At 68.9% G+C, this 22,055-nt stretch carries 24 protein-coding genes and 1 tRNA gene; 11 read left to right on the top strand and 14 right to left on the bottom strand.

All coding sequences use genetic code 11. The annotated features are described in order from the left end of the window. Positions 1-32: 32 nt before the first annotated feature. Both ASE12_RS15365 and ASE12_RS15370 read left to right on the top strand, forming a co-directional pair. Entirely contained in the window at positions 33-3,716 is a 3,684-nt protein-coding gene (locus tag ASE12_RS15365) for an immunoglobulin-like domain-containing protein (protein ID WP_157412972.1), read from the top strand. Positions 3,717-3,718: 2 nt separating this feature from the next. Continuing rightward, positions 3,719-4,090 (top strand): hypothetical protein, encoded by a 372-nt coding sequence (locus ASE12_RS15370; protein WP_056402479.1) that lies wholly within the window; start codon positions 3,719-3,721, stop codon positions 4,088-4,090. Here the strand turns inward: ASE12_RS15370 and ASE12_RS15375 are convergent. Then, the gene (locus ASE12_RS15375) at positions 4,069-5,478 is read right to left on the bottom strand and encodes an NAD(P)/FAD-dependent oxidoreductase (RefSeq protein ID WP_056402481.1); all 1,410 of its coding nucleotides are present in this window, start codon (positions 5,476-5,478) and stop codon (positions 4,069-4,071) included. The genes ASE12_RS15370 and ASE12_RS15375 overlap by 22 nt on opposite strands. After that, complete coding sequence (locus tag ASE12_RS15380) at positions 5,475-6,476, bottom strand: AraC family transcriptional regulator (protein ID WP_056402483.1); 1,002 nt, start codon at positions 6,474-6,476, stop codon at positions 5,475-5,477. Before ASE12_RS15380 ends, ASE12_RS15375 begins: the two co-directional genes overlap by 4 nt. A 40-nt stretch (positions 6,477-6,516) precedes the next feature. Between ASE12_RS15380 and ASE12_RS15385 the strand changes: the two genes are divergently transcribed. The 5 genes from ASE12_RS15385 (at position 6,517) to ASE12_RS15405 (ending at position 9,024) form a co-directional block, all read left to right on the top strand. Beyond that, positions 6,517-6,801, top strand: coding sequence for a hypothetical protein (locus ASE12_RS15385; protein WP_056402487.1), 285 nt, complete (start codon positions 6,517-6,519; stop codon positions 6,799-6,801). A gap of 61 nt (positions 6,802-6,862) precedes the next feature. Further along, positions 6,863-7,597 (top strand): MIP/aquaporin family protein, encoded by a 735-nt coding sequence (locus ASE12_RS15390; protein WP_056402491.1) that lies wholly within the window; start codon positions 6,863-6,865, stop codon positions 7,595-7,597. Next, positions 7,590-7,988 carry an arsenate reductase ArsC gene (locus tag ASE12_RS15395; RefSeq protein ID WP_056402493.1) on the top strand — a complete coding sequence of 133 codons (399 nt, stop codon included), beginning with the start codon at positions 7,590-7,592 and terminating at the stop codon, positions 7,986-7,988. Before ASE12_RS15390 ends, ASE12_RS15395 begins: the two co-directional genes overlap by 8 nt. 27 nt (positions 7,989-8,015) lie before the next feature. Next, positions 8,016-8,378: a metalloregulator ArsR/SmtB family transcription factor gene (locus ASE12_RS15400; RefSeq protein WP_056402496.1), complete on the top strand. Its 363-nt coding sequence runs from the start codon at positions 8,016-8,018 to the stop codon at positions 8,376-8,378. After that, the gene (locus tag ASE12_RS15405; protein WP_056402499.1) at positions 8,371-9,024 is read left to right on the top strand and encodes a cation transporter; all 654 of its coding nucleotides are present in this window, start codon (positions 8,371-8,373) and stop codon (positions 9,022-9,024) included. Before ASE12_RS15400 ends, ASE12_RS15405 begins: the two co-directional genes overlap by 8 nt. A 34-nt stretch (positions 9,025-9,058) precedes the next feature. Here ASE12_RS15405 and ASE12_RS15410 read toward each other — a convergent pair whose 3' ends face one another. Further along, positions 9,059-10,312 (bottom strand): HNH endonuclease signature motif containing protein, encoded by a 1,254-nt coding sequence (locus tag ASE12_RS15410; protein ID WP_157412977.1) that lies wholly within the window; start codon positions 10,310-10,312, stop codon positions 9,059-9,061. Positions 10,313-10,425: 113 nt separating this feature from the next. After that, the gene (locus tag ASE12_RS15415; RefSeq protein WP_056402504.1) at positions 10,426-10,773 is read right to left on the bottom strand and encodes a helix-turn-helix transcriptional regulator; all 348 of its coding nucleotides are present in this window, start codon (positions 10,771-10,773) and stop codon (positions 10,426-10,428) included. Between the two features lie 86 nt (positions 10,774-10,859). Here ASE12_RS15415 and ASE12_RS15420 point away from each other — a divergent pair, with 86 nt between their 5' ends. Then, the gene (locus ASE12_RS15420) at positions 10,860-12,197 is read left to right on the top strand and encodes an NAD(P)-binding domain-containing protein (RefSeq protein WP_056402507.1); all 1,338 of its coding nucleotides are present in this window, start codon (positions 10,860-10,862) and stop codon (positions 12,195-12,197) included. Positions 12,198-12,352: 155 nt separating this feature from the next. Here ASE12_RS15420 and ASE12_RS15425 read toward each other — a convergent pair whose 3' ends face one another. The 6 genes from ASE12_RS15425 to ASE12_RS15450 form a co-directional block, all read right to left on the bottom strand. After that, positions 12,353-12,952: a hypothetical protein gene (locus ASE12_RS15425; protein ID WP_056402510.1), complete on the bottom strand. Its 600-nt coding sequence runs from the start codon at positions 12,950-12,952 to the stop codon at positions 12,353-12,355. 1 nt (position 12,953) lies between these two features. Next, complete coding sequence (locus ASE12_RS15430) at positions 12,954-13,253, bottom strand: hypothetical protein (RefSeq protein ID WP_157412978.1); 300 nt, start codon at positions 13,251-13,253, stop codon at positions 12,954-12,956. Then, positions 13,246-13,581: a hypothetical protein gene (locus ASE12_RS15435; protein ID WP_056402518.1), complete on the bottom strand. Its 336-nt coding sequence runs from the start codon at positions 13,579-13,581 to the stop codon at positions 13,246-13,248. The genes ASE12_RS15430 and ASE12_RS15435 overlap by 8 nt, the downstream gene beginning before the upstream one ends. A gap of 266 nt (positions 13,582-13,847) precedes the next feature. Further along, positions 13,848-13,920 (bottom strand) — tRNA-Lys (locus ASE12_RS15440). 63 nt (positions 13,921-13,983) lie between these two features. After that, entirely contained in the window at positions 13,984-14,907 is a 924-nt protein-coding gene (locus tag ASE12_RS15445; protein ID WP_056402521.1) for an RNA polymerase sigma-70 factor, read from the bottom strand. Beyond that, on the bottom strand, positions 14,904-15,818 hold the full coding sequence (locus ASE12_RS15450; RefSeq protein WP_056404894.1) for an NAD(P)-dependent oxidoreductase: 915 nt from the start codon (positions 15,816-15,818) through the stop codon (positions 14,904-14,906). The genes ASE12_RS15445 and ASE12_RS15450 overlap by 4 nt, the downstream gene beginning before the upstream one ends. A 213-nt stretch (positions 15,819-16,031) precedes the next feature. Between ASE12_RS15450 and ASE12_RS20410 the strand changes: the two genes are divergently transcribed. The 3 genes from ASE12_RS20410 (at position 16,032) to ASE12_RS15460 (ending at position 17,905) form a co-directional block, all read left to right on the top strand. After that, on the top strand, positions 16,032-16,184 hold the full coding sequence (locus ASE12_RS20410) for a hypothetical protein (RefSeq protein WP_188110630.1): 153 nt from the start codon (positions 16,032-16,034) through the stop codon (positions 16,182-16,184). Between the two features lie 86 nt (positions 16,185-16,270). After that, positions 16,271-16,888 carry a DUF47 domain-containing protein gene (locus ASE12_RS15455; protein WP_056402524.1) on the top strand — a complete coding sequence of 206 codons (618 nt, stop codon included), beginning with the start codon at positions 16,271-16,273 and terminating at the stop codon, positions 16,886-16,888. Positions 16,889-16,891: 3 nt separating this feature from the next. Further along, positions 16,892-17,905, top strand: a complete 1,014-nt coding sequence (locus ASE12_RS15460) for an inorganic phosphate transporter (RefSeq protein ID WP_056402528.1) — start codon at positions 16,892-16,894, stop codon at positions 17,903-17,905. Between the two features lie 139 nt (positions 17,906-18,044). Here the strand turns inward: ASE12_RS15460 and pstB are convergent, their stop codons facing one another. The 4 genes from pstB to pstS form a co-directional block, all read right to left on the bottom strand. Continuing rightward, positions 18,045-18,824, bottom strand: coding sequence for a phosphate ABC transporter ATP-binding protein PstB (gene pstB, locus ASE12_RS15465; RefSeq protein ID WP_056402530.1), 780 nt, complete (start codon positions 18,822-18,824; stop codon positions 18,045-18,047). A 19-nt stretch (positions 18,825-18,843) separates the two neighbouring features. Next, positions 18,844-19,908: a phosphate ABC transporter permease PstA gene (gene pstA / locus ASE12_RS15470; protein ID WP_056402534.1), complete on the bottom strand. Its 1,065-nt coding sequence runs from the start codon at positions 19,906-19,908 to the stop codon at positions 18,844-18,846. Beyond that, positions 19,908-20,855, bottom strand: a complete 948-nt coding sequence (gene pstC, locus ASE12_RS15475; protein ID WP_056402537.1) for a phosphate ABC transporter permease subunit PstC — start codon at positions 20,853-20,855, stop codon at positions 19,908-19,910. The genes pstA and pstC overlap by 1 nt, the downstream gene beginning before the upstream one ends. Before the next feature lie 92 nt (positions 20,856-20,947). After that, positions 20,948-22,039: a phosphate ABC transporter substrate-binding protein PstS gene (pstS, locus tag ASE12_RS15480; protein WP_056402540.1), complete on the bottom strand. Its 1,092-nt coding sequence runs from the start codon at positions 22,037-22,039 to the stop codon at positions 20,948-20,950. Positions 22,040-22,055 lie beyond the last annotated feature (16 nt).

The raw sequence follows: 22,055 nt of genomic DNA on the forward strand, positions 1-22,055 counted from the left end.
CCGTGACCACCACCATCAGCAAGGGGCGTTCCATGAAGATCACCACCAAGGTCTCGCGTGGCCTGATCGCGGCTGCCGTGAGCGTGGCCGTGACCGCGACGGGGTTGGCGACGATGCCGGCCTCCGCGAGTGACGTGTCCACGGGGCTTGTCGCCTGGTACAAGCTCGACGAGACCAGCGGCACGACCGCCGTGGACTCGTCGGGCCACGGCCGCAACGGCACCGTGACCGGCACGGCGTCGTGGAACGCCGGAGACGGGTTCACGTTCGGCGGCGGGGCGAACAGCAGTGGCAACGCCATCACGCTGCCGAACAACCTGCTGGCGGGCCTCGACGACGTCAGCGTCGACTTCGACGTCAAGGTCGACCCGGCGCTGAGCGGCAACTGGTTCATGTTCAACCTCGGCAACACCGCGAACTACCCCAACGGCACGGGCTACCTGTTCGTGACCAACGACTCCAACGGCCGCTACCGCGGCACGATGGCGGCCGGTGGCTTCGCGACGGAGCAGAGTGCCTCGCGCGCCGGCGGACTGAGCACCGGCGTGTGGAAGCACGTGACCCTGACCGTCGACGGTGGCACGCCGGCATCGCCGGGCACCAGCAAGCTGTACGAGGACGGCCTGCTCGTCGCCTCCAACTCCAACATCACCGCGAAGCCCTCTGACCTCGGCGAGCCCGACGGCACGACGACGCGCAACGTCCTCGGCCGCTCGGCGTACGCGGGCGACCTCTCGTTCAAGGGCACGATCCGCGACTTCCGCATCTACGACCGGGCGCTCGACGCCGGCGACGCGGCGACGCTGTCGGCCAAGACCTCGACCGCGGTGACCACCGCCGACAAGGCGAGCCTGACGCTCGGCGACACGTCGGCGGTCACCGCCGACCTGACGCTGCCGGTCAAGGGCTCCGCAGGGTCGACGATCACGTGGGCCTCATCGGCCCCGTCCACCGTCAGCAGCGCAGGCGCCGTGACCCGGCCCGCGCACGGTGCCGGCGACGCCGCCGTCACCCTCACGGCCACCATCACCCACGGGGCCGTGAGCACGACGAAGGACTTCGCGGTGACGGTACTCGAGGACGAGCTCGACGACGCCGGCAAGGTGCAGGCAGCCCTCGACGCGATCGAGCTCGTGCACCCCGACGACGTACGCGGCAACCTGACGCTGCCGACCAAGGGCAGCTCGGGCACGACCATCAGCTGGTCGTCGTCGAAGCCCGGCGTCGTGACCGCGACCGGCGAGGTCACCCGGCCTGCGCACGGCGCCGATCCCGTCGAGGTCACGCTGACCGCCACGGGCACGCTCGGCTCCACGACCGGCACCCGCGACATCGTCCTGACGGTCAAGCCGGCCCCGGCACCGCTGGACTTCGAGGCGTACGCGTTCGCCTACTTCGCCGGCGAGAGCACGGACGACGGCGAGAAGATCTACATGGGCGCCAGCAAGGGCGACGACCCGCTCGACTACGACGAGCTCAACGACGGCAAGCCCGTCCTGGCGTCGCAGTTCGGCACCAAGGGCCTGCGCGACCCGTTCATCATCCGCTCGCACGAGGGCGACCGGTTCTACCTGCTCGCGACCGACCTCAAGGCGTACCCGGCGGTCGACTTCGGCGAGGCCCAGGAGACCGGCAGCAAGTACCTCGAGGTGTGGGAGTCGACCGACCTCGTGCACTGGGGCAACCAGCGGCACGTCAAGGTGTCGTCGGACTTCGCCGGCAACACGTGGGCTCCGGAGTCGTACTACGACGAGAACACCGGTGAGTACGTCGTCTACTGGGCGTCGGCGCTCTACCCCACGACCCAGACCGCGGGCCGCGACATCAACACGTCGTACCAGCGGATGATGTACGCGACGACGCGCGACTTCGTGACGTTCAGCGACCCCAAGCCGTGGATCGACGTCAAGCGCGGGACCGGCAAGGGCATGATCGATGCGACCGTCGTCAAGGACGGCGACACGTTCTACCGCGTCGTCAAGGACGAGGCGTACATGATCCCGCGCCAGGAGAAGTCGACCGACCTGCTCGCCACCGTCACCGGCTCGCTGCCGACCACGACGTCGACGCCGGGCTGGCAGCTCGTCAAGGAGAAGGTCGGCCTCGGCCAGCCCAACCCGTGGGGCGGCACCTTCACCGGCGGCGAGGGCCCGACGGTCTTCCGCGACAACGACGACCCCGACCACTGGATCATGTTCATCGACCAGCCGAGCTATCACGGCGGTCAGGGCTACATGGCATTCGAGACGCACGACATCGCGTCGGCGGACTGGACGGCGGTGCCCGACGCGGACCTGCCGAGCAGCCCGCGGCACGGCACGGTGCTGCCGGTGACGCAGGATGAGCTCGACCGGATGCGTCTCGACCTGCAGCCGAACCTCCTCGTCGAGTCGGTCGACCCGCTGACGGCGACGACCAAGGCCGGCACCGCACCGGTGCTGCCGGCCAAGGCGACGGTGCACTTCGCCGACGGCTCGACGGCCGAGAAGACCGTCGACTGGGACGCGGTCGACCCGTCGAAGTACGCAGACGTCGGCACGTTCGAGGTCCAGGGCGACGTGGCTCCGGGCTCGACGGTGCGCGCCACGGCGACCGTCACGGTCACCGACGCGCTCGACCCGAGCGTCACGCTGACCACCGACCCGGTCGCACCTGACGGCGAGGTCGGCTGGTGGACGACCGCACCCGTCAAGGTCACGGCCGCCGGCTTCGACGACCGCGAGGTCGCCGGCGTCGAGACATCCGTCGACGAGGGGCCGTGGGTCGCCGTGGAGGATGACGAGGTCACGGTGCAGGTCACCGGCGAGGGCAAGCACTCCGTACGAGCGAGGGCGACGGACGCGAGCGGCAACGTCTCGCCGGTCCAGACGCTCGACCTCAAGGTCGACACCGCGGCGCCGATCAGCAAGGCGACGGTCGCCGCCGGGCGTACCGTCACCCTGGTCGCCGCCGACGAGACCTCGGGCGTCGCCCGGGTCGAGTCGCGGCTCGGCACGTCGGGGGACTGGACCACAGGCAGCTCCGTCCAGGTCGGCTCCGGCGAGACCGCCGTGCAGTTCCGGGCGGTCGACAAGGCGGGCAACGCCGAGGAGCCGAACTCGGTGACGGTGCCAGCCGTCGGGCAGGGCCTGCACGACTCGGTGACGGTGGCCACGCTGTCGGCGAGCAAGGTGCGCTACGGCTCGAACGTGACCGTGACGGCACGGGTCAACGGCGCCGGACCGACGCCGACCGGCCAGGTGCGTGTGCTCGACGGCGACACCCTCGTCGGCACGGGGACCCTGGCCGGCGGCCGCGCCACGGTGACGGTCAGCACGAAGGACCTCGGCGCGGTCGGCGTGAACGAGCTGACCGTCCGCTATGACGGCGACGCGGAGTATCGCGCGTCCGACGACACGGTGACGCTCACCGTGATCAAGGCCGCGGGGAAGGTGTCGCTCAGCATCCCGTCGAAGATCAAGCCGAGCTCGCGGGCGACGATCAAGGTCACGGTGCTGGCCACCCCGGCGACTCCGGTCTCGGGGCGCGCCACGATCCGGGTCAGGGCCGGCGGCAAGTACTACGTCCAGCGCACCGTGACGCTCGACGCGAAGGGCAAGGCGACCGTGACCCTGCCGAGGCTGGGCGCCCGCTCGTACGCCATGAGCGTGGCGTACGCCGGCAGTCCCACCGTCGACGCCGTGGTCCGCACCGTCACGCTGCGGGTCGTCCGATAGGCATGGCCGTGCTGCACGAGCTCGACCGCACCGACGCCGTCGTCCGGGGTCGCCACCACAGTGAGTGGGTGGCGACCCTGGACCGGCTGCGCGCGCGAGGCCGCGACGACACGGGTCTCGCGCTGCTGCTCGAGTGCATGGCGGCGGCCGAGCGCGAGGCATGGGCGACTCAGGGCGTACCGCCACAGGAGTACGCCCATCGTGCCGCCGTGATCCATCGCCGGCGGCGGGACTACGCCGCCGAGGTCGAGGTGCTGGAACGCTGGATCGCGGCGTGTCCCGAGCCCCGTGATCCCTACAGCCGGCTCGCGGTGCGGCTGGTCAAGGCTCGCAGACTGCGGGACGCCGCCAGTCAGGCGCGGCGCAGGGCGTAGCGGGCGGCGTTGTAGCCACACATGCCGTGCGCTCCGGCACCCGGAGGGGTGGCGGCGGAGCAGAGGTGGACGCCCGGGACACCTGTCGCGTACGGCTGCAGGGTCGTGCGCGGCCGCGCGATGAGCTGCCGTGCCGTGTTGGCGCCGCCGATGATGTCGCCGCCGATGAAGTTGGCGTTGCCCGCCTCGAGCTCGGCGGTCGTCCGTACCTGGCTCGCCCGGATGCGCTCACGGAACCCGGGTGCGAACCGCTCGATCTGGCTCGTGATCGCCTCGGTCGCGTCGCCGGTGAAGCCCGCCGGGACGTGCGCGTACGCATACAGCGGGTGCACGTCGTCGCGGGATCGCGTGGGGTCGGCGACGTACTGCTGGCCGATGAGCACGAAGGGCCGCTCCGGCATCTGTCCCCTCGAGACGGCCAGCTCGGCAGCGGCGATCTCCTCGAACGTCCCGCCGAGGTGGACCGTGCCCGCGGAGCGCGACGGCTCGTGGGTCCACGGCACGCCTCCCTCGACGGCGTAGTCGACCTTGAAGGCGCCCGGCCCGTGGCGATAGCGCCGGTACGCTCGCGCCACGCGGGCCGGCAGCCGGTCGCCGATGATGGCGGCCGCGGCGCGGGGCGAGGTGTCGAGCATGACGATGTCGGGCCGGCCCAGCTGGTCGAGGGACGTCACGGCGACACCGGTCTCGAACGTGGCGCCGTGGGCCTTCGCGAGCTCGATGATCGCCCGGCTGATCCGGCCCGTGCCGCCCTCGGCGACCGGCCAGCCGAGCGCGTGTGCGGACGCCCCCAGGGCCAGCGGGATCGACGAGGACAGGACCCCGGAGAACGGCCGGAACGTATGCGCCGCCGCGCCGGCGAACAGGCCCCGGGCTTCCGGCGTCTCCCAGCGACGGGCGAGCACCGGGACGGGCAGCGCCGCGTACGCGCCGAACCTCGCCAGGTGGATCGGATGGCTGGGCACGCGGAGGACCGGCTGGAGGATGTCGTCGGTGAGGGCGCCGAACCGCTCGGCCAGCGGGCCGAACAGCCGCGTCCACGACCGGCCGTCCGTACCCAGGCCGGCTGCCGTCTCGTCGACCGACCGCCAGACCGCTGCGCCACGGCCACCGTCGAGCGGGTGGCTGAACTGCACCTCGGGCCAGCGCCACACGAGTCCCGCGCCCTCGAGGTCGAACTCGCGGGCGAACGCCGAGCCGACCGCCAATGGGTGGATCGCGGAGCACTCGTCGTGCACCAGGCCGGGCAGCGTCAGCTCGCTCGACGTGGCACCGCCGCCGAGCCGGTCCTGCGCCTCGAGGACCGTGACGTCGACCCCTGCAGCGGCGAGGGTCAGGGCCGCGGCGAGACCGTTGGGTCCGCTGCCGACCACCGTGGCTGTCGTCACCGCGCGACGCGCCAGAGGCTCGGCGCCGTGCCGTGGTCGCGCTTGAAGGCCCGGCTGAACGCCTCCTCCGACTCGTACCCGACTCTGCGGGCTATCGCCGTCACCGGGAGGGTGGTCGAGCGCAGCAGGTCGTCCGCGACGTGCATACGCCAACCGGTGAGATAACGGATCGGCGCGATCCCGAGCACCGAGCGGAACCGCTCGTCGAGCACCGTCGAGGAGACGGTGGCCTCGCGGGCGAGATCGGTGAGGGTCCACTTGCGCGCGGGGTCGCCGTGGATCGCGGCGAGCGCGGGCGCCACGACCGGATCGTGCAGGGCGCCCAGCCAGCCGGTGTCGGTCGCCGGTGCACCGGCCAGGTGCAGCTTGAGCACCTCGCGCAGGAGCAGCTGCGGTACGTCGGTCGGTGCCGCGAGCCGGTCGGTGCCGACCTGGCTCGTCTGCTGCAGCACGAGGTCGCTGCTCGCCCTGACCCACGACCGGGCCGGGCCTTCGGGCGGGCTCACGACGAACACGGGCGGGAACACGCCCATGCTCGGGTCGAACAGCCGGTCGTCGCACACGAGGTAGCCGCACACCAGCTCGCTGCGGGCGCCGCCGAGGCCATGGACGATGTGCGGCAGCGACTCCCACGGCGGCGGGGCGACGAGCTGCGTGATGGGCACCAGCTCGGCGTCCTCGTGCCCGCCCATGCGGTGCTGGTCGTTGTACGGCATGACGATGACGTCGCCCTCGTGCGCCCAGACCTTGTGCGACCCGGCTTCGACCCAGCAGCTGCCCGACACGACGACGTGGAAGATCACGATGCGTGTGGCGCCGGGCGCCAGGACCGCCGTGGCGTCCTGCGTCGGCAGCGACTCGTACGCCCACGGCTCGGTGTACTCGCCGTGCAGGAACATCGCGCCGGACAGCTGCACGTGCGCCAGCGCCTCGGTCAGCGCGGCGGATCGGTCAGGTGCTGCGGCATCCCGGTCATGGTCGGCGCCGACGCTCGTCATGAGACTGAGTGTGACACCACTTTTTCAAGGGAGACAGCACATGTCGCACCACTCCACCGCTGCTCGGTTCAATGCCACGCGCTTCTCCTGCTGGATCAACGGAAGGGGCGGTCGCGCGTTCCGGCTCGTTGCGGGCGTCGCCTGGCTCACCTTCGGCCTGGTCTTCCGGGACCACTGGTGGGGGGTGGCCGCCATGACCTGGAGCTTCTTCCCGCTCAGCGCCGGATTGTTCGACCTCTGCTGGGTCAGCGCCGCGCTGGGCGGCCCGCTGTCGAGCCGGACTATTCGCGCCGGCCAGGCCGAAGGCACGCCCGCCCTGCACTGATTCACCCGATGTTCACGGCTGCAGTTCGCCCGGACGTACCGGCGCCCGGCAGGATGGGGAGGTGAACGCACCCGCCACCTCACCTCAGCCGCTCGGTCGTCGCCTGTTGGCCGAGCTGCTCGGGACCGGCCTGCTGGTCGCCGTCGTGGTGGGCTCGGGGATCGCCGCAGCCGATCTCTCGCCGCACGACACGGGCCTGCAGCTGCTCGAGAACAGCACCGCGGCGGTCCTCGGCCTGGCCGTGCTGATCCTGATGCTCGGCCCGGTCTCCGGCGCGCACTTCAACCCGGTCGTCACGGTCGCCGACTGGTACCTGTCCCGGCGCGATCCCGAAGGTTTCTCGGCGCGCCACATCGCGCCATACGTCGCAGCTCAGGCGGTCGGTGCTGCCGGGGGAGCGGTGCTCGCCAACGCGATGTTCGACGTCCGTACGTCCTTCTCCGGCCACGAACGCGCGAGCGGAGGGCACCTTCTCGGTGAGGTCGTGGCGACGGCAGGACTCGTCCTGCTGGTGTTCGCGCTCGTACGAACGGATCGTGTCGCGATCGTGGCTCCGGCCGTGGGTGCCTACATCGGTGCTGCCTATTGGTTCACGAGCTCGACATCGTTCGCCAATCCCGCCGTCTCGCTGGGCCGGATGTTCTCGGACACGTTCGCCGGCATCGCACCGAGCTCGGTCCCGGCCTTCGTGCTCGCCCAGGTCGCCGGAGGCGCCGTCGGCGCCGCCCTCGTTCTTGCGTTGTATCCGTCGCAGGCGGTCACGCCGCACACCCACCAAGGAGAGTCTCGTGCCTGATCACCCCAGCGTCTTGTTCGTCTGCGTGCACAACGCGGGTCGCTCGCAGATGGCTGCGGGCTTCCTGCAGTCGCTCGGCGAGGGGCGCATCGAGGTCCGTTCCGCCGGCTCGATGCCCGGCGACGCGATCAACCCCGTCGCCGTCGAGGCCATGGCCGAGGTCGGCATCGACATCGCCGGCGAGCAGCCCAAGAAGCTCACCGATGACGCGGTGGTGGCGTCCGACGTCGTGATCACGATGGGTTGCGGCGACGAGTGCCCGTACTTCCCCGGAAAGCGCTACGAGGACTGGGTCCTCGACGATCCGGCCGGTCAGGGCATCGAGGCGGTCCGGCCGATCCGTGACGAGATCAAGTCTCGCGTCGAGCAGCTCATCGCCTCGCTCGACTGATCAGCGCGCGTCGCCTAGCATCGTCATATGACGATGACAGTCGGCGATGCCGATGCCATGACGACCGACCTGGCGGCGGCCGCCTGCCTGTTCCACGGGTTCAGCGACGTCTCGCGGCTTCGGATCATGCAGCACCTCCTGCTCGGCGAGCACCGGGTCGTGGAGCTCACGGAGCACCTCGGGCTCGCGCAGTCGACCGTGTCGAAGCACCTCGCCTGCCTCAAGGACTGCGGTCTGGTCTCGTCACGGCCTGTGGGGCGGGCGTCGATGTTCAGCGTCACCCATCCCGAGACGACGCGGCGGCTGCTGGTGGCGGCCGAGCAGCTCCTCGATGCCACTGGCTACGCCGTGACGCTGTGCAGCAACCACGGGTTGGATGCTCATGGCTGAGAGGGCGTCCGTGGTGGATCGAGCGGCGCTCGGCCGTCGCGCTCAGCTGCTCGCGGCCGCGTCGGTCGGCTACAACGTGGTCGAAGGCGTCGTCGCGATCGCGGCCGGCATCGCCGCGGGCTCGGTTGCGCTCGTGGGGTTCGGCCTCGACTCGGCCGTCGAGGTCTCGAGCGGCCTCATCATCCTGTGGCAGTTCTCGCACCGCATGCCCGAGTCGCGCGAACGCCAGGCATTGCGGCTTCTGGCCTGGTCGTTCTTCGCCCTTGCCGCCTACGTCGGCTTCGAGTCCGTTCGAGCGTTGGTCACCGGTGCCGAAGCGGATCACTCGCGCGTGGGCATCGGGCTGGCTATCGCGTCGCTGGTCATCATGCCGTTCATCTCGTACGCCCAGCGCCGGACGGGCCGCGCCCTGGGATCCAACGCCGTCTACGCCGACGGGACTCAGACGCTCCTGTGCACCTACCTGTCGGCTGTGTTGTTGGCCGGCCTCGTGCTCAACGCGACGCTCGGTTGGTCGTGGGCCGATCCGGTCGCCGGGCTCGTCATCGCGGCCGTGGCGATCCGCGAGGGGCTCGAGGCCTGGCGCGGCGAGGGCTGCTGCGCCCCGGCTGCGTCACAGGGCTGCGCGGAGGGCTGCTGCGACTAACCCAAGGCAGGCCGGTGGGCCGCCGGACGTGGGGTCAGGCGGCTCGGCGGTAGCTGGTTTGTCGTCGGCGGCGCAGGGACCGGCCGGCGTGGGTGGCGAATTCGAATCCGTCGACGGCGTTGCCGGTGATCTGGAGTCGGCCGCGGTGGATGAGGTGGTGACATCTGACGCACAACCCAACAAGGAGGTCGAGGTCGGTGGGTCCGCCGTGGGACCACCAGATGGTGTGGTGGATCTCGAGGTGGGTGTGGTGGCAGCCGGGGGTGGCGCAGACACCCTTCTGGCGGGCCAGCACGGCGCGGCGCTGGATCAGGGTGGGTTCGTACTTGACCCGGCCGGCGTTGAGGATCTGCGCCTGCTGGCCGTCACGGTGTTGAGTGAGGAATGCGGTGGTGTCGCCGATGCACGCCAGGTACATCAGCAGGTGCGGTCCGATCGCTCCGTGTCCGGCGAGCTTGGCCGGCTTGGTCTCGGGCGACGGCCCCGGTGCTGTGAATGGGTGGTCGGTGGCGTTCTGGACGTGGTCCGCGGCTGCGGCGACGGTGTTGGCGTCGACGAACACCGACAGGTGGGGCCGGACGCCTTTGTCCGAGGGCAAACCGCTGGCGAGGATGCTGTCGAGCAGGTCGTCCAGACCCTGGACCCGGCGTTGGGATCCGGTGCGGTCGTCGTCCTTGTCCCTCGGTGCTGACACCGAATCCATAACGGCCTTGAGCTTGGCGCCGGTGACGGTGTTGAGGAAGCCCGTCACGTGCCAACCGTCAGGGACGGCGTCGACGGTGATGTCCTCGCGATCCATGCCGCGTTCCCACGCGTCGTCCAGGTCCTCAGGGTGCACCGTGTCTTTCAGGTGCTTGATGGTCTCGAACAGGTCCGAAGGTGCGTGCTCCAACGCCACCGCCAGCAGAACGTCCTCGTGCTGGCGCATCGGCTCGAGCCCTACATGCTTGAGTCCGTAGACGAAGGCGCGGACATGCTGCGTGCTGATCCGCCCATCGAATGCCGCATCAGCAACCAGGGGCAGCTCACGCGCCACGATCGCTCCGCGGACCAGGGCGTTGGCCTCGCCGGAGTTCATCCGCAGCTGGTTGCGCACCCACGTGTTGAGCGTCGACGCGCCGTCCAGCTCATAGTCCTTGGACGCCTCCAGCTCCACCAACAACGCAGCCTGCGCCGCGTCCACGGCGTGCCGCAGCTCTTGCAAGACACGGAGCTGTTCGCGCACATCACCCACGCTCAGCGTCTGCGCGGCGGTGCGCATCGCGTCGATCGTGGGCTGAGGATTCACCCCCCCATAGTACTCGAACACATGTTCGATAACAAGAGGTAATTCCCTGGTATCGCAGCCAAAACTCAGTGTCCGAGCCTCGTGAAAGGATGGACGCCGGATGCGTCGAGATTTCAGACCTGCAGTGTCTCCGCGAGCATCGGGAGCGCGCCGGGGACGAGTGCGTAGTAGGACCAGGTGCCCCGCTTCGTACGGGTCAGCAGCCCGGCGTCGACCAGGATCTTGAGGTGGTGCGACACGGTCGGCTGCGACAGGTCGAGGGGCTCGTTGAGGTCGCAGACGCACGCCTCGCCACCTTCGTGTGCGGCAACCAGCGACAGCAGGCGCAGGCGGGTCGGGTCGCCGATCGCCTTGAAGCGTGCCGCGAGCTCGCTCGCCTCCTCCGCGCTCAGTGCTCCACCGGTGATGGGGGAGCAGCACGCGGTGGTGGCGGACTCGAGGACGGTCAGCGACGTGGTCATGCAGCCAGCATACCCCTTCATTGACATCTGTCGATGAAGGGGTACAGTCGCATTCATCGAAACTTTTGGATGAATCAGGAGCACTCATGTCGGACCTGCAGAACCCCCAGCTTCCCGTCGTCGTCATCGGAGCGGGCCCCTCCGGCCTGGCCGCCGCTGCCCAGCTGCGAAGCTGGGGATTGCCGTTCGTGGTGCTCGAGGCGGGCGAGGTCGCCGGGGCAGCCGTGAGGGAGTGGTCGCACGTACGCCTCTTCTCGCCGTGGTCCGAGCTCATCGACCCGACTGCCGCTGAGCTGCTCGACGAGAACGGCTGGACGAGGCCCGACCTGTCGGCCTACCCGACCGGCGGTACGTGGGCCGACGACTACCTGCAGCCGCTCGCCGACTCGCTCGGTGACACCGTCCGCTACGGCGCGAAGGTCGTCGGGGTCGCCAAGCGCGGCCGGGACCGCCTCGTCGACTCCGGCCGAGAGGACGAGGCGTTCACGGTGCACGTCGAGACGGCTGCCGGCGACGAACGGATCACCGCCCGGGCCGTGATCGACGCCTCCGGCACCTGGACCGGACCCAACCCGCTCGGCGGTGACGGGCTGCCGGCTCTCGGAGAACGCGCTGCCGCCGACCGCATCACGTACCGGATCCCGGACCTGGCGGACCCGGCAACCAAGCAGCGTTACGCCGGCAAGCACGTGGTCGTGGCCGGCACCGGCGCCTCGGCCAAGGGTGCGCTCATCGGCCTCGTGGCACTCGCCGAGCAGGACCCGTCGACGCGGGTCTCCTGGCTGGTTCGCCGCGCGAGCGTCGGGGCCGCGTTCGAGGGCAGCGCCGACGACAAGCTCGCCGAGCGCGGCGCCCTGGGGCGGCGGGCCGCCGAGGCCGTGTCGTCCGGTCCCGTTCGTACGCTCAACAGCTTCCGCACGGCCTCGGTCGTACGCGAGGACGACGGCACGCTGACGTTGACCTCGATGGACGGGCAGGTGCTCGAAGGCGTCGACGAGGTCATCGCGTTGACCGGGTTCCGCCCCGACCTCTCGATGCTGTCCGAGATCCGGCTCGACCTCGATCCCGTGCTGCAGGCGCCCCGGCAACTCGCGCCCCTGATCGACCCCAACGTGCACTCCTGCGGCACGGTCTACCCACACGGCGCCAAGGAGCTCGCGCAGCCCGAGGTCGGCTTCTACCTCGCCGGCATGAAGTCGTACGGACGGGCGACGTCGTTCCTCACGCTCACCGGCTTCGAGCAGACGCGGTCGATCGTCGCCGAGATCGCCGGCGACCACGAGTCCGCGGCGCGCGTCGAGCTGACACTGCCCGAGACGGGTGTGTGCGGCGGTGCCGGCGGCTTCGACGCCGCACCCTCTGGTGGCGGCTGCTGCGGCACGACGGCCGCACCCGAGGTCATCACCCTCGGCGCCACGCGGTGACACCCTGAGTGGGCCCCGTGGGACTCGAACTCTCTCCGAGAGATTCCCTGACCATCATGTATGTGGTGACGCGGTGCAATTGCAGCCATTTCGACCGCGCGCAGGGCTACCAGGCTACTGTTGGAGCCCGCTGAGTTGTGCCCATTCTGTGCCCACTACGTCGTGTCACCTTCATCGACTCCTGGCAGCGGCTCGTCCATAGGTGGGACAGCTCGTCCGAGGGTGTCGAAGCCGGACTCCTTCAGTACGTCCCGGTCATCGTCTGCCACCGTTGAGAAGTGGTACAGCAATCGCATCCTCAGCTGCGCACGAGCGTGCGGAGTCATTCGCGCGACCCGCTTGTCCTGCAGCCACGCGAGCCGTTCGATGCTTTTCTCCCCGATGCTCACGCGCTCGAGAAGCTCGAGGACCCACAGCTTGTTCGCCTTCTCGACCAGGACGTGGTTCGGCTCGAGCAGATGGACATATTTCGAGTACTTCTCGCCCGACTCCGGGTCGTTGTTGTTGAGCGCCAGCATCAGATCATGCTCTGGAGGGAGGCGTCGGACTTCCCCCACTCGGCCCAGAAGTACGGTGTGCTTCTGCTCGACCGTGCAGCACTGGTCCAACACGATCGCGGACCTCTCGGGATAGACGTTCGCCCGCATCTCCTCGATCGTGAGTTCGAGTGTGCCTCGCCGAGGGAACGGTATCCAGGCAAGCAAATCTCCCTGGCGAAGTAGATCCGTCGGATCAGGGAGGTCCTGCTCCCACACCTCAGTCGTCGTCGACGTAGAAAGCGGAGTAGTCGAGGTCGTCCGAGCCAATGCTCATGGCGACGTTCAACATCTCGATGTCGGCAGCCGTGAGTACGTCGAAGTCCGCTGCAGTCAACTCGTGGACGTCCTCGATGAACGTCTGTCCTCCCGCGACCATCAGGCGTGGCAAGACTGGCAGGCGGAATTCCACGATCTGATTGCCGATCGGCTGCACAGGCATCGTCACCATGGCGGCGCCCGTGGCTGCCGCGACAGCCGCACCAGCGACGTAGGTCGGCAGCGAATTCAAGCTATCCATGCGTCACACCCTGGCGATGTGCTGCGTCGAACTGCGCGACCATGTTCGCCATCAAGTCGCGCAATTCTGCGGCCCGCTCTCTGGTCAGCACGAGCCGAGCCAGTCCCTTGACCGGAAGCTTGCCGTGGAGCTTGTTGACCTGGCGTTGGATGTCGGCCGGGTTGTCGCCCACGATGAGGGGTGGCGCAACGTGTCCGATGACGATGTAGATGCAGTCGGGAAGACCGACATTCGACGAGGGCGCACCGAGCTGGCCTACGAACGCATTCGCAGGCAGCAGATCAAGTTCGTCAGCGTGGCTCCAGTCGGCCAAGAACTGCTGGAACACGCCCTCAGGCTGTGGGGACATGCGTTCAGTGTGCCACCCTACGCGCCAGATTGGCGAGAAATGTGATTCAGACGAGCATGGTGCGGCCCGCGCTCTTCGGGTAGAAGGCACCGCTGGGCCGGCGGCGTCAAAACGTCAGGCAGACGGCGCAGCACCCGCCTGAATCCCGGCGAGTCGTGCCCATTCTGTGCCCACTGGACCACCCGGCTCGTGACCTAGCCGGTATCACTGCCCGCCGTCCAGTGCCGATCGACGATCGTCCTGAGTGGGCCCCGTGGGACTCGAACCCACAACCCGCGGATTAAAAGTCCGCTGCTCTGCCAATTGAGCTAGAGGCCCGCGCCTCACGACGCGCGTACACAGTCTGCCAGTGGCCGGTCCGGATCGTTGAACCGGAAAGGCTCAGCTGCCCGAGCGCCGGGCCTGCTTGATCGCCTCGGCCAGCGCCCAGCCGTCGCCGACGGGTCCCACGTGGCCGAGCTTGTCGGGGTTGACGACCGAGCGGATCGTCTGGATGCGACCGTCGAGCACCTCCAACGTCATGGTGCCGACGACGAGGCCGTCACGGTCGCGCAGGACGAGACCGGGCTCGCCGTTGAGGGTTCGCGGCTCGAGCTGGACGTCGATCTCGGCGAGCAGCGGGAAGTTGCCGCCCAGCACCCGCGCCACGTTGAGCGCGCCGTGCACGACCCTGGCGAACGCCGGCGCCTTGCCGCCGCCGTCGCCGACCATCTGGACGTCCGCGGCGAGCAGCTCCTGCAGCCCGTCGACGTCACCGCCCAGCAGCGCGTCGAAGAACCGGGCTGCGAGCTCGTCCCGCTCCTTGCGGTCGGCCTCGAACCGCGCCTGTCCACCGTCCATGTGCCGCCGGGCGCGGGCGGCGAGCTGGCGGCACGCCGCCTCGGACCGGCCGACCGCGGCCGCGACCTCCGGGAAGCCGAACCCGAACACCTCTCGCAGCACGAACACCGCGCGCTCCAGCGGACTGAGACGCTCGAGCAGGAGCAGTGCCGCCATCGACACCGAATCGGCCAGCTCCGCCGCGCGCTCGGGGTCCTCGTACGGGTCGTCGAGCAGCGGCTCCGGCAGCCACTGCCCGACGTACGCCTCCCGGCGCACGCGGGCCGATCGCAGCACGTCGATCGAGATGCGGGTCACGACGGCCGAGAGGAACGCCTTGGTCGACGTCGGCTGGGTCGGGGTCGCCTCGTAGCGCAACCAGGTCTCCTGCACGGCGTCCTCGGCCTCGGCGACGCTGCCGAGGATCCGGTACGCGATGGAGAACAGCAGCCCGCGCAGCTCCTCGAACTCCTCGGTCCGCGTCATGCCAGCTCCTTCTCGAATCCCTGTCGCCAGCTCGGGTAGCGCAGCTCCCAGCCGAGCTCCCGCTTGGCCTTGGCGTTCGAGAAGCCGCGACCCTCCGTCATCATGCCGACCATCATCTCGCCGACCAGCAGCTTCGCGAGCCACCCGGGGATCCGTCGCGGAGGCTTGGCGCCCGCGCACTTCGCGTAGTAGGGCAGCCACTCGTTGAACGGGGCCGGCTCGTCGTCGACGATGTTGAACACGCCACGCGCACGCTGCTCGACCGCCAGGACCGTCGCGCTCGCAGCGTCCTCGATGTGCACGAACGACGAGTAGCCGGCGCCGCCGCCCAGGATCGGGACGAGGCGCTTGCGCACGAACCTCAGCTGCTCCTCGTCGGCACCGTTGCCGTAGAACCCGCCGTAGCGGAGGACCGCGCCGCCGGCCGCGAGCACCGCGGCCTCGAGGTGCTCGACCGCCTTGGTGCCCTCGACGACCTCGAGCGGGTCCTCCTCGGTCTTGACCCAGCCGCCCTCGCGCTTGCCGTTGAAGCTGGCGTGGCTCTGGGACACGACGTGGGACACACCGGCTGCCTCGGCGGCTGCCAGCAGGTGGTCGATGCCCTCGCTCCGGAGCCGGTTGGTCGCCTCGAAGTAGCGATCGGCCTTGCGCGGGTTGAGCTTGCCGCCGTGCGTCGGCGACAGCCCGGTCATCTGGTTGACGATCGTGTCGGGCTCTGCCGCGGCCACCGCCTCGCCGACGGCCGCCGCGTCGAGGCCGTCCATCACGACGGCCTCGGCGCCCAGCTGGCGGAGCAGGTCGAGCTTGCCCGCGCTGGTCGTCGTCGCTGTCACGTGGTGGCCCTTCGCCACCAGCTGAGGGATCAGGCTCTTGCCGATCACTCCCGTACCGCCTGCCACGAACACTCGCATGATGGTCACCTTCCAGGACTCGACTTCAGTGTCATCCCCTGGGACGAGACAGCCTCGATTCCTGTGACATCACCCGGCACAAGTCGGGCAAAGTGCGTGCGCCCCGAGGAGCGACCCGATATCCTCGACGGAAGGGGAGGACGACCCTGGCGTGGCGTGCCGCGACCAGGTTGACCGTGTGTTGTGCAGATCGATGCAAGATGGAGCGCCCTGATGCCCGAGCCCTTGGACAGTCGCCTCCGCGACGACCAGGCACTCGACGAGATCGAGCTCACGAGCCGGCTCATCATCGCGGCCTCATCCAAGGACGGGCACCTCTCGCAGCGTGAGGTCGACGAGATACTCGGGATCGCGAAAGCGGGTTGACCGCCTGAGTGGCACCGCGATTGACACTCTTGAGCGCCCTGCCTCTAGCATGGGCGTGGCCTACCCAGCATTGACAGGAGCTAGTCGTGCGTTTTCGCATTCGACCGGTTGAGACGACGTTCTACGAACTCTTCACCGAAATGGCGAACCACCTCGTTCTCGGCGCCGATCTGCTGGCGCAGATGCTGGACACCGGCACCGACAAGAAGTCGATCGGTGAGCAGATGCGCGAGGCCGAGCACCAGGCCGACGAGACGACGCACAAGATCATCAAGCGCGCCAACTCCACGTTCATCACCCCGTTCGACCGCGAGGACATCTACCGCCTCGCCAGCAGCCTCGACGACGTCATGGACTTCATGGAGGAGACAGTCGACCTGGTCGGCCTCTACGAGCTCGGCGACCTGCCGGCCGACTTCGCGCCCCAGGTCGAGGTGCTCCAGCGGGCCACCCAGCTGACCGCCGAGGCGATGCCGCGGCTGCGCACCATGAAGGACCTCGACGAGTACTGGATCGAGATCAACCGGCTCGAGAACCAGGGCGACCGTTCCTATCGCCGCATCGTGGCCAACCTGTTCAGCGGCAACTACAAGTCGCTCGAAGTGCTCAAGCTCAAGGACGTGGTCGACTCCCTGGAGCACGCCATCGATGCGCTCGAGTCGGTGGCGAACACGGTGGAGCAGATCGCCGTCAAGGAGTCCTGAGTCGTGGACCTCACCCTGGCGCTGGTGATCGCCACCGTCGCCATCGCCCTGTTCTTCGACTACACCAACGGCTTCCACGACGCCGCCAACGCGATCGCCACCTCGGTGTCGACCCGTGCCCTGACGCCGCGCCTCGCCTTGACGATGGCCGCGATCCTCAACTTCGTCGGCGCGCTCCTCGGCGTCGGCGTCGCCAAGACGATCAAGGACATCCTCACCGGGTTCGACGACATGTCGTCCAACCACGCCCTGACCGTGGTGCTGAGCGCCCTGGTCGGCGCGATCGTCTGGAACCTCATCACCTGGTACTTCGGCATCCCGTCGTCGTCCTCGCACGCCCTGATCGGCGGCCTGATCGGCGTCGGTCTCGCGGCCGGTGTCTCGGTCGACTGGGACAAGGTCGTCGAGAAGGTCGCCATCCCGATGGTGGTCAGCCCGGCGATCGGCTTCGGCGGAGCGTTCATCGTGATGCTGACGATCATGTGGGTCTTCCGTCGCGCCAACCCGCACACGCTCAACCGCGGCTTCCGGCTCGCGCAGACCGTCTCGGCGGCGGCGCTGTCGCTCGGCCACGGCTTGCAGGACGCGCAGAAGACCATGGGCGTCATCGTCCTGGCGCTGATCGCCGGCGGCGAGCACAGCGGTGATGACATCCCGCTGTGGGTCATCATCGCCGCGGCCAGCGCGATCTCGCTCGGCACGATGTCCGGCGGCATGCGCATCATGCGCACGATGGGCCGTCGCATCATCGCGCTCGACCCGCCTCGTGGCTTCGCGGCCGAGTCGACCGCGGCCCTTGTCCTCTACGGCATGGCGATCGGCGCGCACGCCCCGGTCTCGACGACGCACACCATGACGTCGGCCGTGATGGGTGCCGGAGCGACCAAGCGGTTCAGCGCCGTACGGTGGGGAGTCGCTCGCGGCATCATCACCGCGTGGGTCATCACGATCCCCGCCGCGGCTGCCGTCGGAGCGCTCACGTACGTGATCCTCCACGTCGTCATCCCCGGCAACTAGCGCCTCCGCCCGCTGCTGCGGTTTACCAAGAGGTCACGGCAAACAGCCACTCCTCAGGGCACGCGCGCCTTGAGGAGTGGCTGTTTGCCGTGAGGTCGGGCGCAGATTGCCCTGACCTCTTGGTAAACCGCAGCAGCGGTCAGCCGAACCGGCCCTGGATGTAGGCCTCGGTGGCGGAGTCGGTCGGGTTGGAAAAGATCGTCTCGGTACGCCCGTGCTCGATCAGGCGGCCGGGCTTGCCGACGCCGGACAGGTTGAAGAACGCGGTCTCGTCGGAGACGCGTGCCGCCTGCTGCATGTTGTGGGTGACGATGACGATCGTGTACTGCGACTTGAGCTCGTGGATCAGGTCCTCGATGACGCTCGTCGAGATCGGGTCGAGGGCCGAGCACGGCTCGTCCATCAGCAGGATCTCCGGCTCGACCGAGATCGCACGGGCGATGCAGAGGCGCTGCTGCTGACCACCCGACAGGCCCGAGCCGGGCCGGTCGAGGCGTTCCTTGACCTCGGCCCACAGGCCGGCGCTGCGCAGCGACCGCTCGACGATGTCGTCGGCCTCGGTCTTCTTCATGCGCTTGCTGTTGAGCTTCTGGCCCGCGAGCACGTTGTCGTAGATCGACATCGTGGGGAACGGGTTGGGCCGCTGGAACACCATGCCGATCATCCGGCGGACGTTCACGGGGTCCATGTCGGCGCCGTAGAGGTCCTGGCCGTCGATCAGCACCTTGCCCTCGACGCGCGCGCCACGGATGACCTCGTGCATACGGTTGAGCGACCGGAGGAAGGTCGACTTGCCGCAGCCCGAGGGGCCGATGAACGCCGTGACGGACTTCGCGGCGATCGGGATGGTGACATCCTCCACGGCGAGGAAGTCGCCGTAGTAGATGTTCAGGTCAGAGACATCGATGCTCTTGGCCATGACAGAGTCCTTTCTGAACTCAGCGCTCGCCCTTGGGCGAGAAGAAGTAGGAGACGAGGCGGGCGACGAGGTTGAGCAGCATGACGATGATGAGCAGCACGAGCGCGGCACCCCACGCGCGGTCGATGCTGAACTGCGGCGGGATGCCGGGGTTGCGCTGCGACGCGAACGCGAAGACCGGCAGCGACGCCATGCGCCCGTTGAACAGGTTGAAGTTCACCGAGTCGGTCGTGCCGACGATGATCAGCAGGGGAGCGGTCTCGCCGATCACCCGAGCGATCGACAACGTGATGCCGGTGACGATGCCGGCCAGGGACGTCGGCAGCACGACCTTGGAGACGGTGCGCCACTTGGGCACTCCGAGTGCGTACGACGCCTCGCGCAGCTCGTTCGGCACGAGCTTGAGCATCTCCTCGGTCGAGCGCACGAGGATCGGGATCATCAGGACCGACAACGCGACCGAGCCGCCGATGCCCATGCGGACGCCCTCGCCGAAGAACAGCACGAACAGCGCGTACGCGAACAGGCCCGCGACGATCGACGGGATGCCCGTCATGACGTCGACCAGGAACCGGATCCAGCGTGACAGCCGGTTGCCCTCGGCGTACTCGACGAGGTAGATCGCCGCGAAGATGCCGATCGGGATCGAGATGACCGCCGCGGCACCGGTGATCAGCAGCGTCCCGACCAGGGCGTGGTAGATGCCGCCGCCCTCGCCGACGACGTTGCGCATCGAGTTGGTGAAGAACTCCTCGGACAGGACCTTGGTGCCCTTGCTGATGACGGTCCACAGGATGCTGAACAGGGGGAACATCGCCAGCACGAACGCGGACGAGACCAAGGTCGTGACGAGCCGGTCGGTCGCCTTGCGGCGGCCTTCGACGACGGCGGACCACAGCGGCAGGACCATGCAGACGACCCACGCGAGCAGGGCGGCCTGCAGGAGATTCGCACCGGCGGCGTACGCGGCAGCGGCCCCGGCCACGGCCAAGGCGATGACGCCACGGGGGCCCCAGGCCGGCAGCTGCGCGCCGTAGAGCTCGCGGGAGACGTCGACGGGCGGCGGAGTGAGGGTGGTCGTCATCAGTTGGCTCCGGAGAATTCCTTGCGGCGGTCCACGATGGACCGGGCGGCGAAGTTGACGAGGAAGGTGATCACGAACAGCACCAGGCCGCTGGCGATCAGGGCGTTGACGCTCTTGCCCGTCGCCTCGGCGAAGCCGAGGGCGATGTTCGCGGCGATCGTGCTGGGGTTGTCGCTGCCGATGAGGTTGGCGGTGACCGTGCCGACTCCGACGGAGAGCACCATCGCGACGGCGAGGGTCTCGCCGAGGGCGCGGCCCAGGCCCAGCATCGCGGCCGACACGATGCCGGATCGCGCGTACGGGAAGATCGCCAGGCGGGCCATCTCCCAGCGCGTGGCGCCGAGGGCCAGGGCAGCCTCCTCGTGCAGGCGCGGCGTCTGCAGGAAGATCTCCCGGCAGATCGCGGTCATGATCGGCAGGATCATGACCGCCAGCACGATGCTCGCGGTCAAGATGGTGCGGCCGGTTGCCGACGCGGGGCCGAAGAACGGCAGGAACCCGAGGTGCTCGTCGAGCCAGGCGTAGAACGGGACCAGGTGCGGCGCGAGGAACCCGATGCCCCAGAGGCCGTAGACGACGCTCGGCACCGCGGCGAGCAGGTCGATCAGGTAGCCGAGGCTCTGGCCGAGCTTGCGAGGCGCGTAGTGCGAGATGAAGAGGGCCACGCCGATGGCGACCGGCACCGCGATCAGCATCGCGAGCGTCGCGGCGATCAGGGTGCCGTAGACGAGCGGCCACACGTACGGCAGGAAGTTCTTGCCGCTCTTGACCTCGTCGGGGTGGGCGGTGATGCCCGGGATGCCCTGCACCGTCAGGAAGATCGCGACGCCCGCGAGGATGGCGAGGATGAGGACTCCCGCGCTCAGCGAGAGCCCGGAGAAGATGCGGTCGCCGGGGCGGCGGATGACCGTGCTCTTTCCGGGAGCCGGGGCCTGCGTGCTGGTCACAGGTGGTGCCTTTCGGGGGATGGGGGACCGGAACCCGGCCCTTGAGCCTGACGGAAGGACATCTGCCCTTCCGACAAGCTCACGGGTCGGGGTCAGCTGGCCTTGATCGTCTCGATCGCGGCCTGGACCTTCTTGCCGAAGTCCGCGGTGAGCGGAGCCGAACCGGCGGAGTCACCGGCGGCCGACTGGCCCTCGGGGCTGGCCACGTACGTCAGCCACGCCTTGATGAGGTCCGCGTCCTTGGCGGGCGTCTGGCACGCGATCTGGTACGACGCCAGGACGATCGGGTAGACACCGGCCTCGGTGGAGGTGCGGTCGATGTCGATCGCGATGTCCGTCGCTGCGCGACCGGCGACTGCCTTGGAGGTGTCGAGCACCTTGGCGGCAGCCTCGGGCGTGGCGGCGTTGAACGTGTCGCCGACCTTGACCTTGGCCTGGCCGAGGTCGCCGGCCTGGCTCTCGTCGGCGTAGCCGATCGTGCCCTTGCCGCCGGTGACGGCAGCGACGACGCCGGAGGTGCCTTCGGCAGCCTCGCCGCCCTTGACCGGCCAGGTCTGGCCGGGCTCGGCCGTCCAGGCGCCTTCAGAAGCCTTCGACAGGTAGTCGGTGAAGTTCTGCGTCGTGCCCGAGTCGTCGGAACGGTGGACGGGCGTGATCTTGTCGCTGGGCAGCTTGGCGTCGGGGTTGTCGGCCTTGATCGCTGCGTCGTCCCACTTGGTGATCTTGCCGGCGAAGATGTCGGCGATCGTCTTGGCCGACAGGTTCAGCTCCTTGACACCGTCAAGGTTGAAGATGACGGCGATTGGGCTGACGTAGACGGGGACCTCGACGATGTCGCCCTTGCAGAGCTCCTTCGCCTTGGCGAGCTCGTCGTCGCTCAGGTACGCGTCGGAGCCGGCGATCGCCAGGCCACCGGCGAGGAACTGCTCGCGGCCGCCGCCCGAGCCGACCGGGTCGTAGTTGACCGTCGCGTCGGGGTTCTGGGTCTGGAAAGCCTTCTTCCAGGCAGCCACAGCGGCTTCCTGGGCGCTGGATCCGCCGGCGTTGAGCGTTCCGGACACCTTGGTGTCGGTGCCCTTCGATCCCGAGTCATCGGATTCGTTCGCTGCACCGCAGGCGCTGAGGCCGAAGGCGAGTGCGAGCACGGCCGCGGGGGCGGCGATGCGCAGTGAGTTGCGGTTCACGGGGGGTCCCTCTCTG

The organism is Aeromicrobium sp. Root236, from assembly GCF_001428805.1.
In the GTDB taxonomy this organism is placed as follows: Bacteria; Actinomycetota; Actinomycetes; order Propionibacteriales; family Nocardioidaceae; genus Aeromicrobium.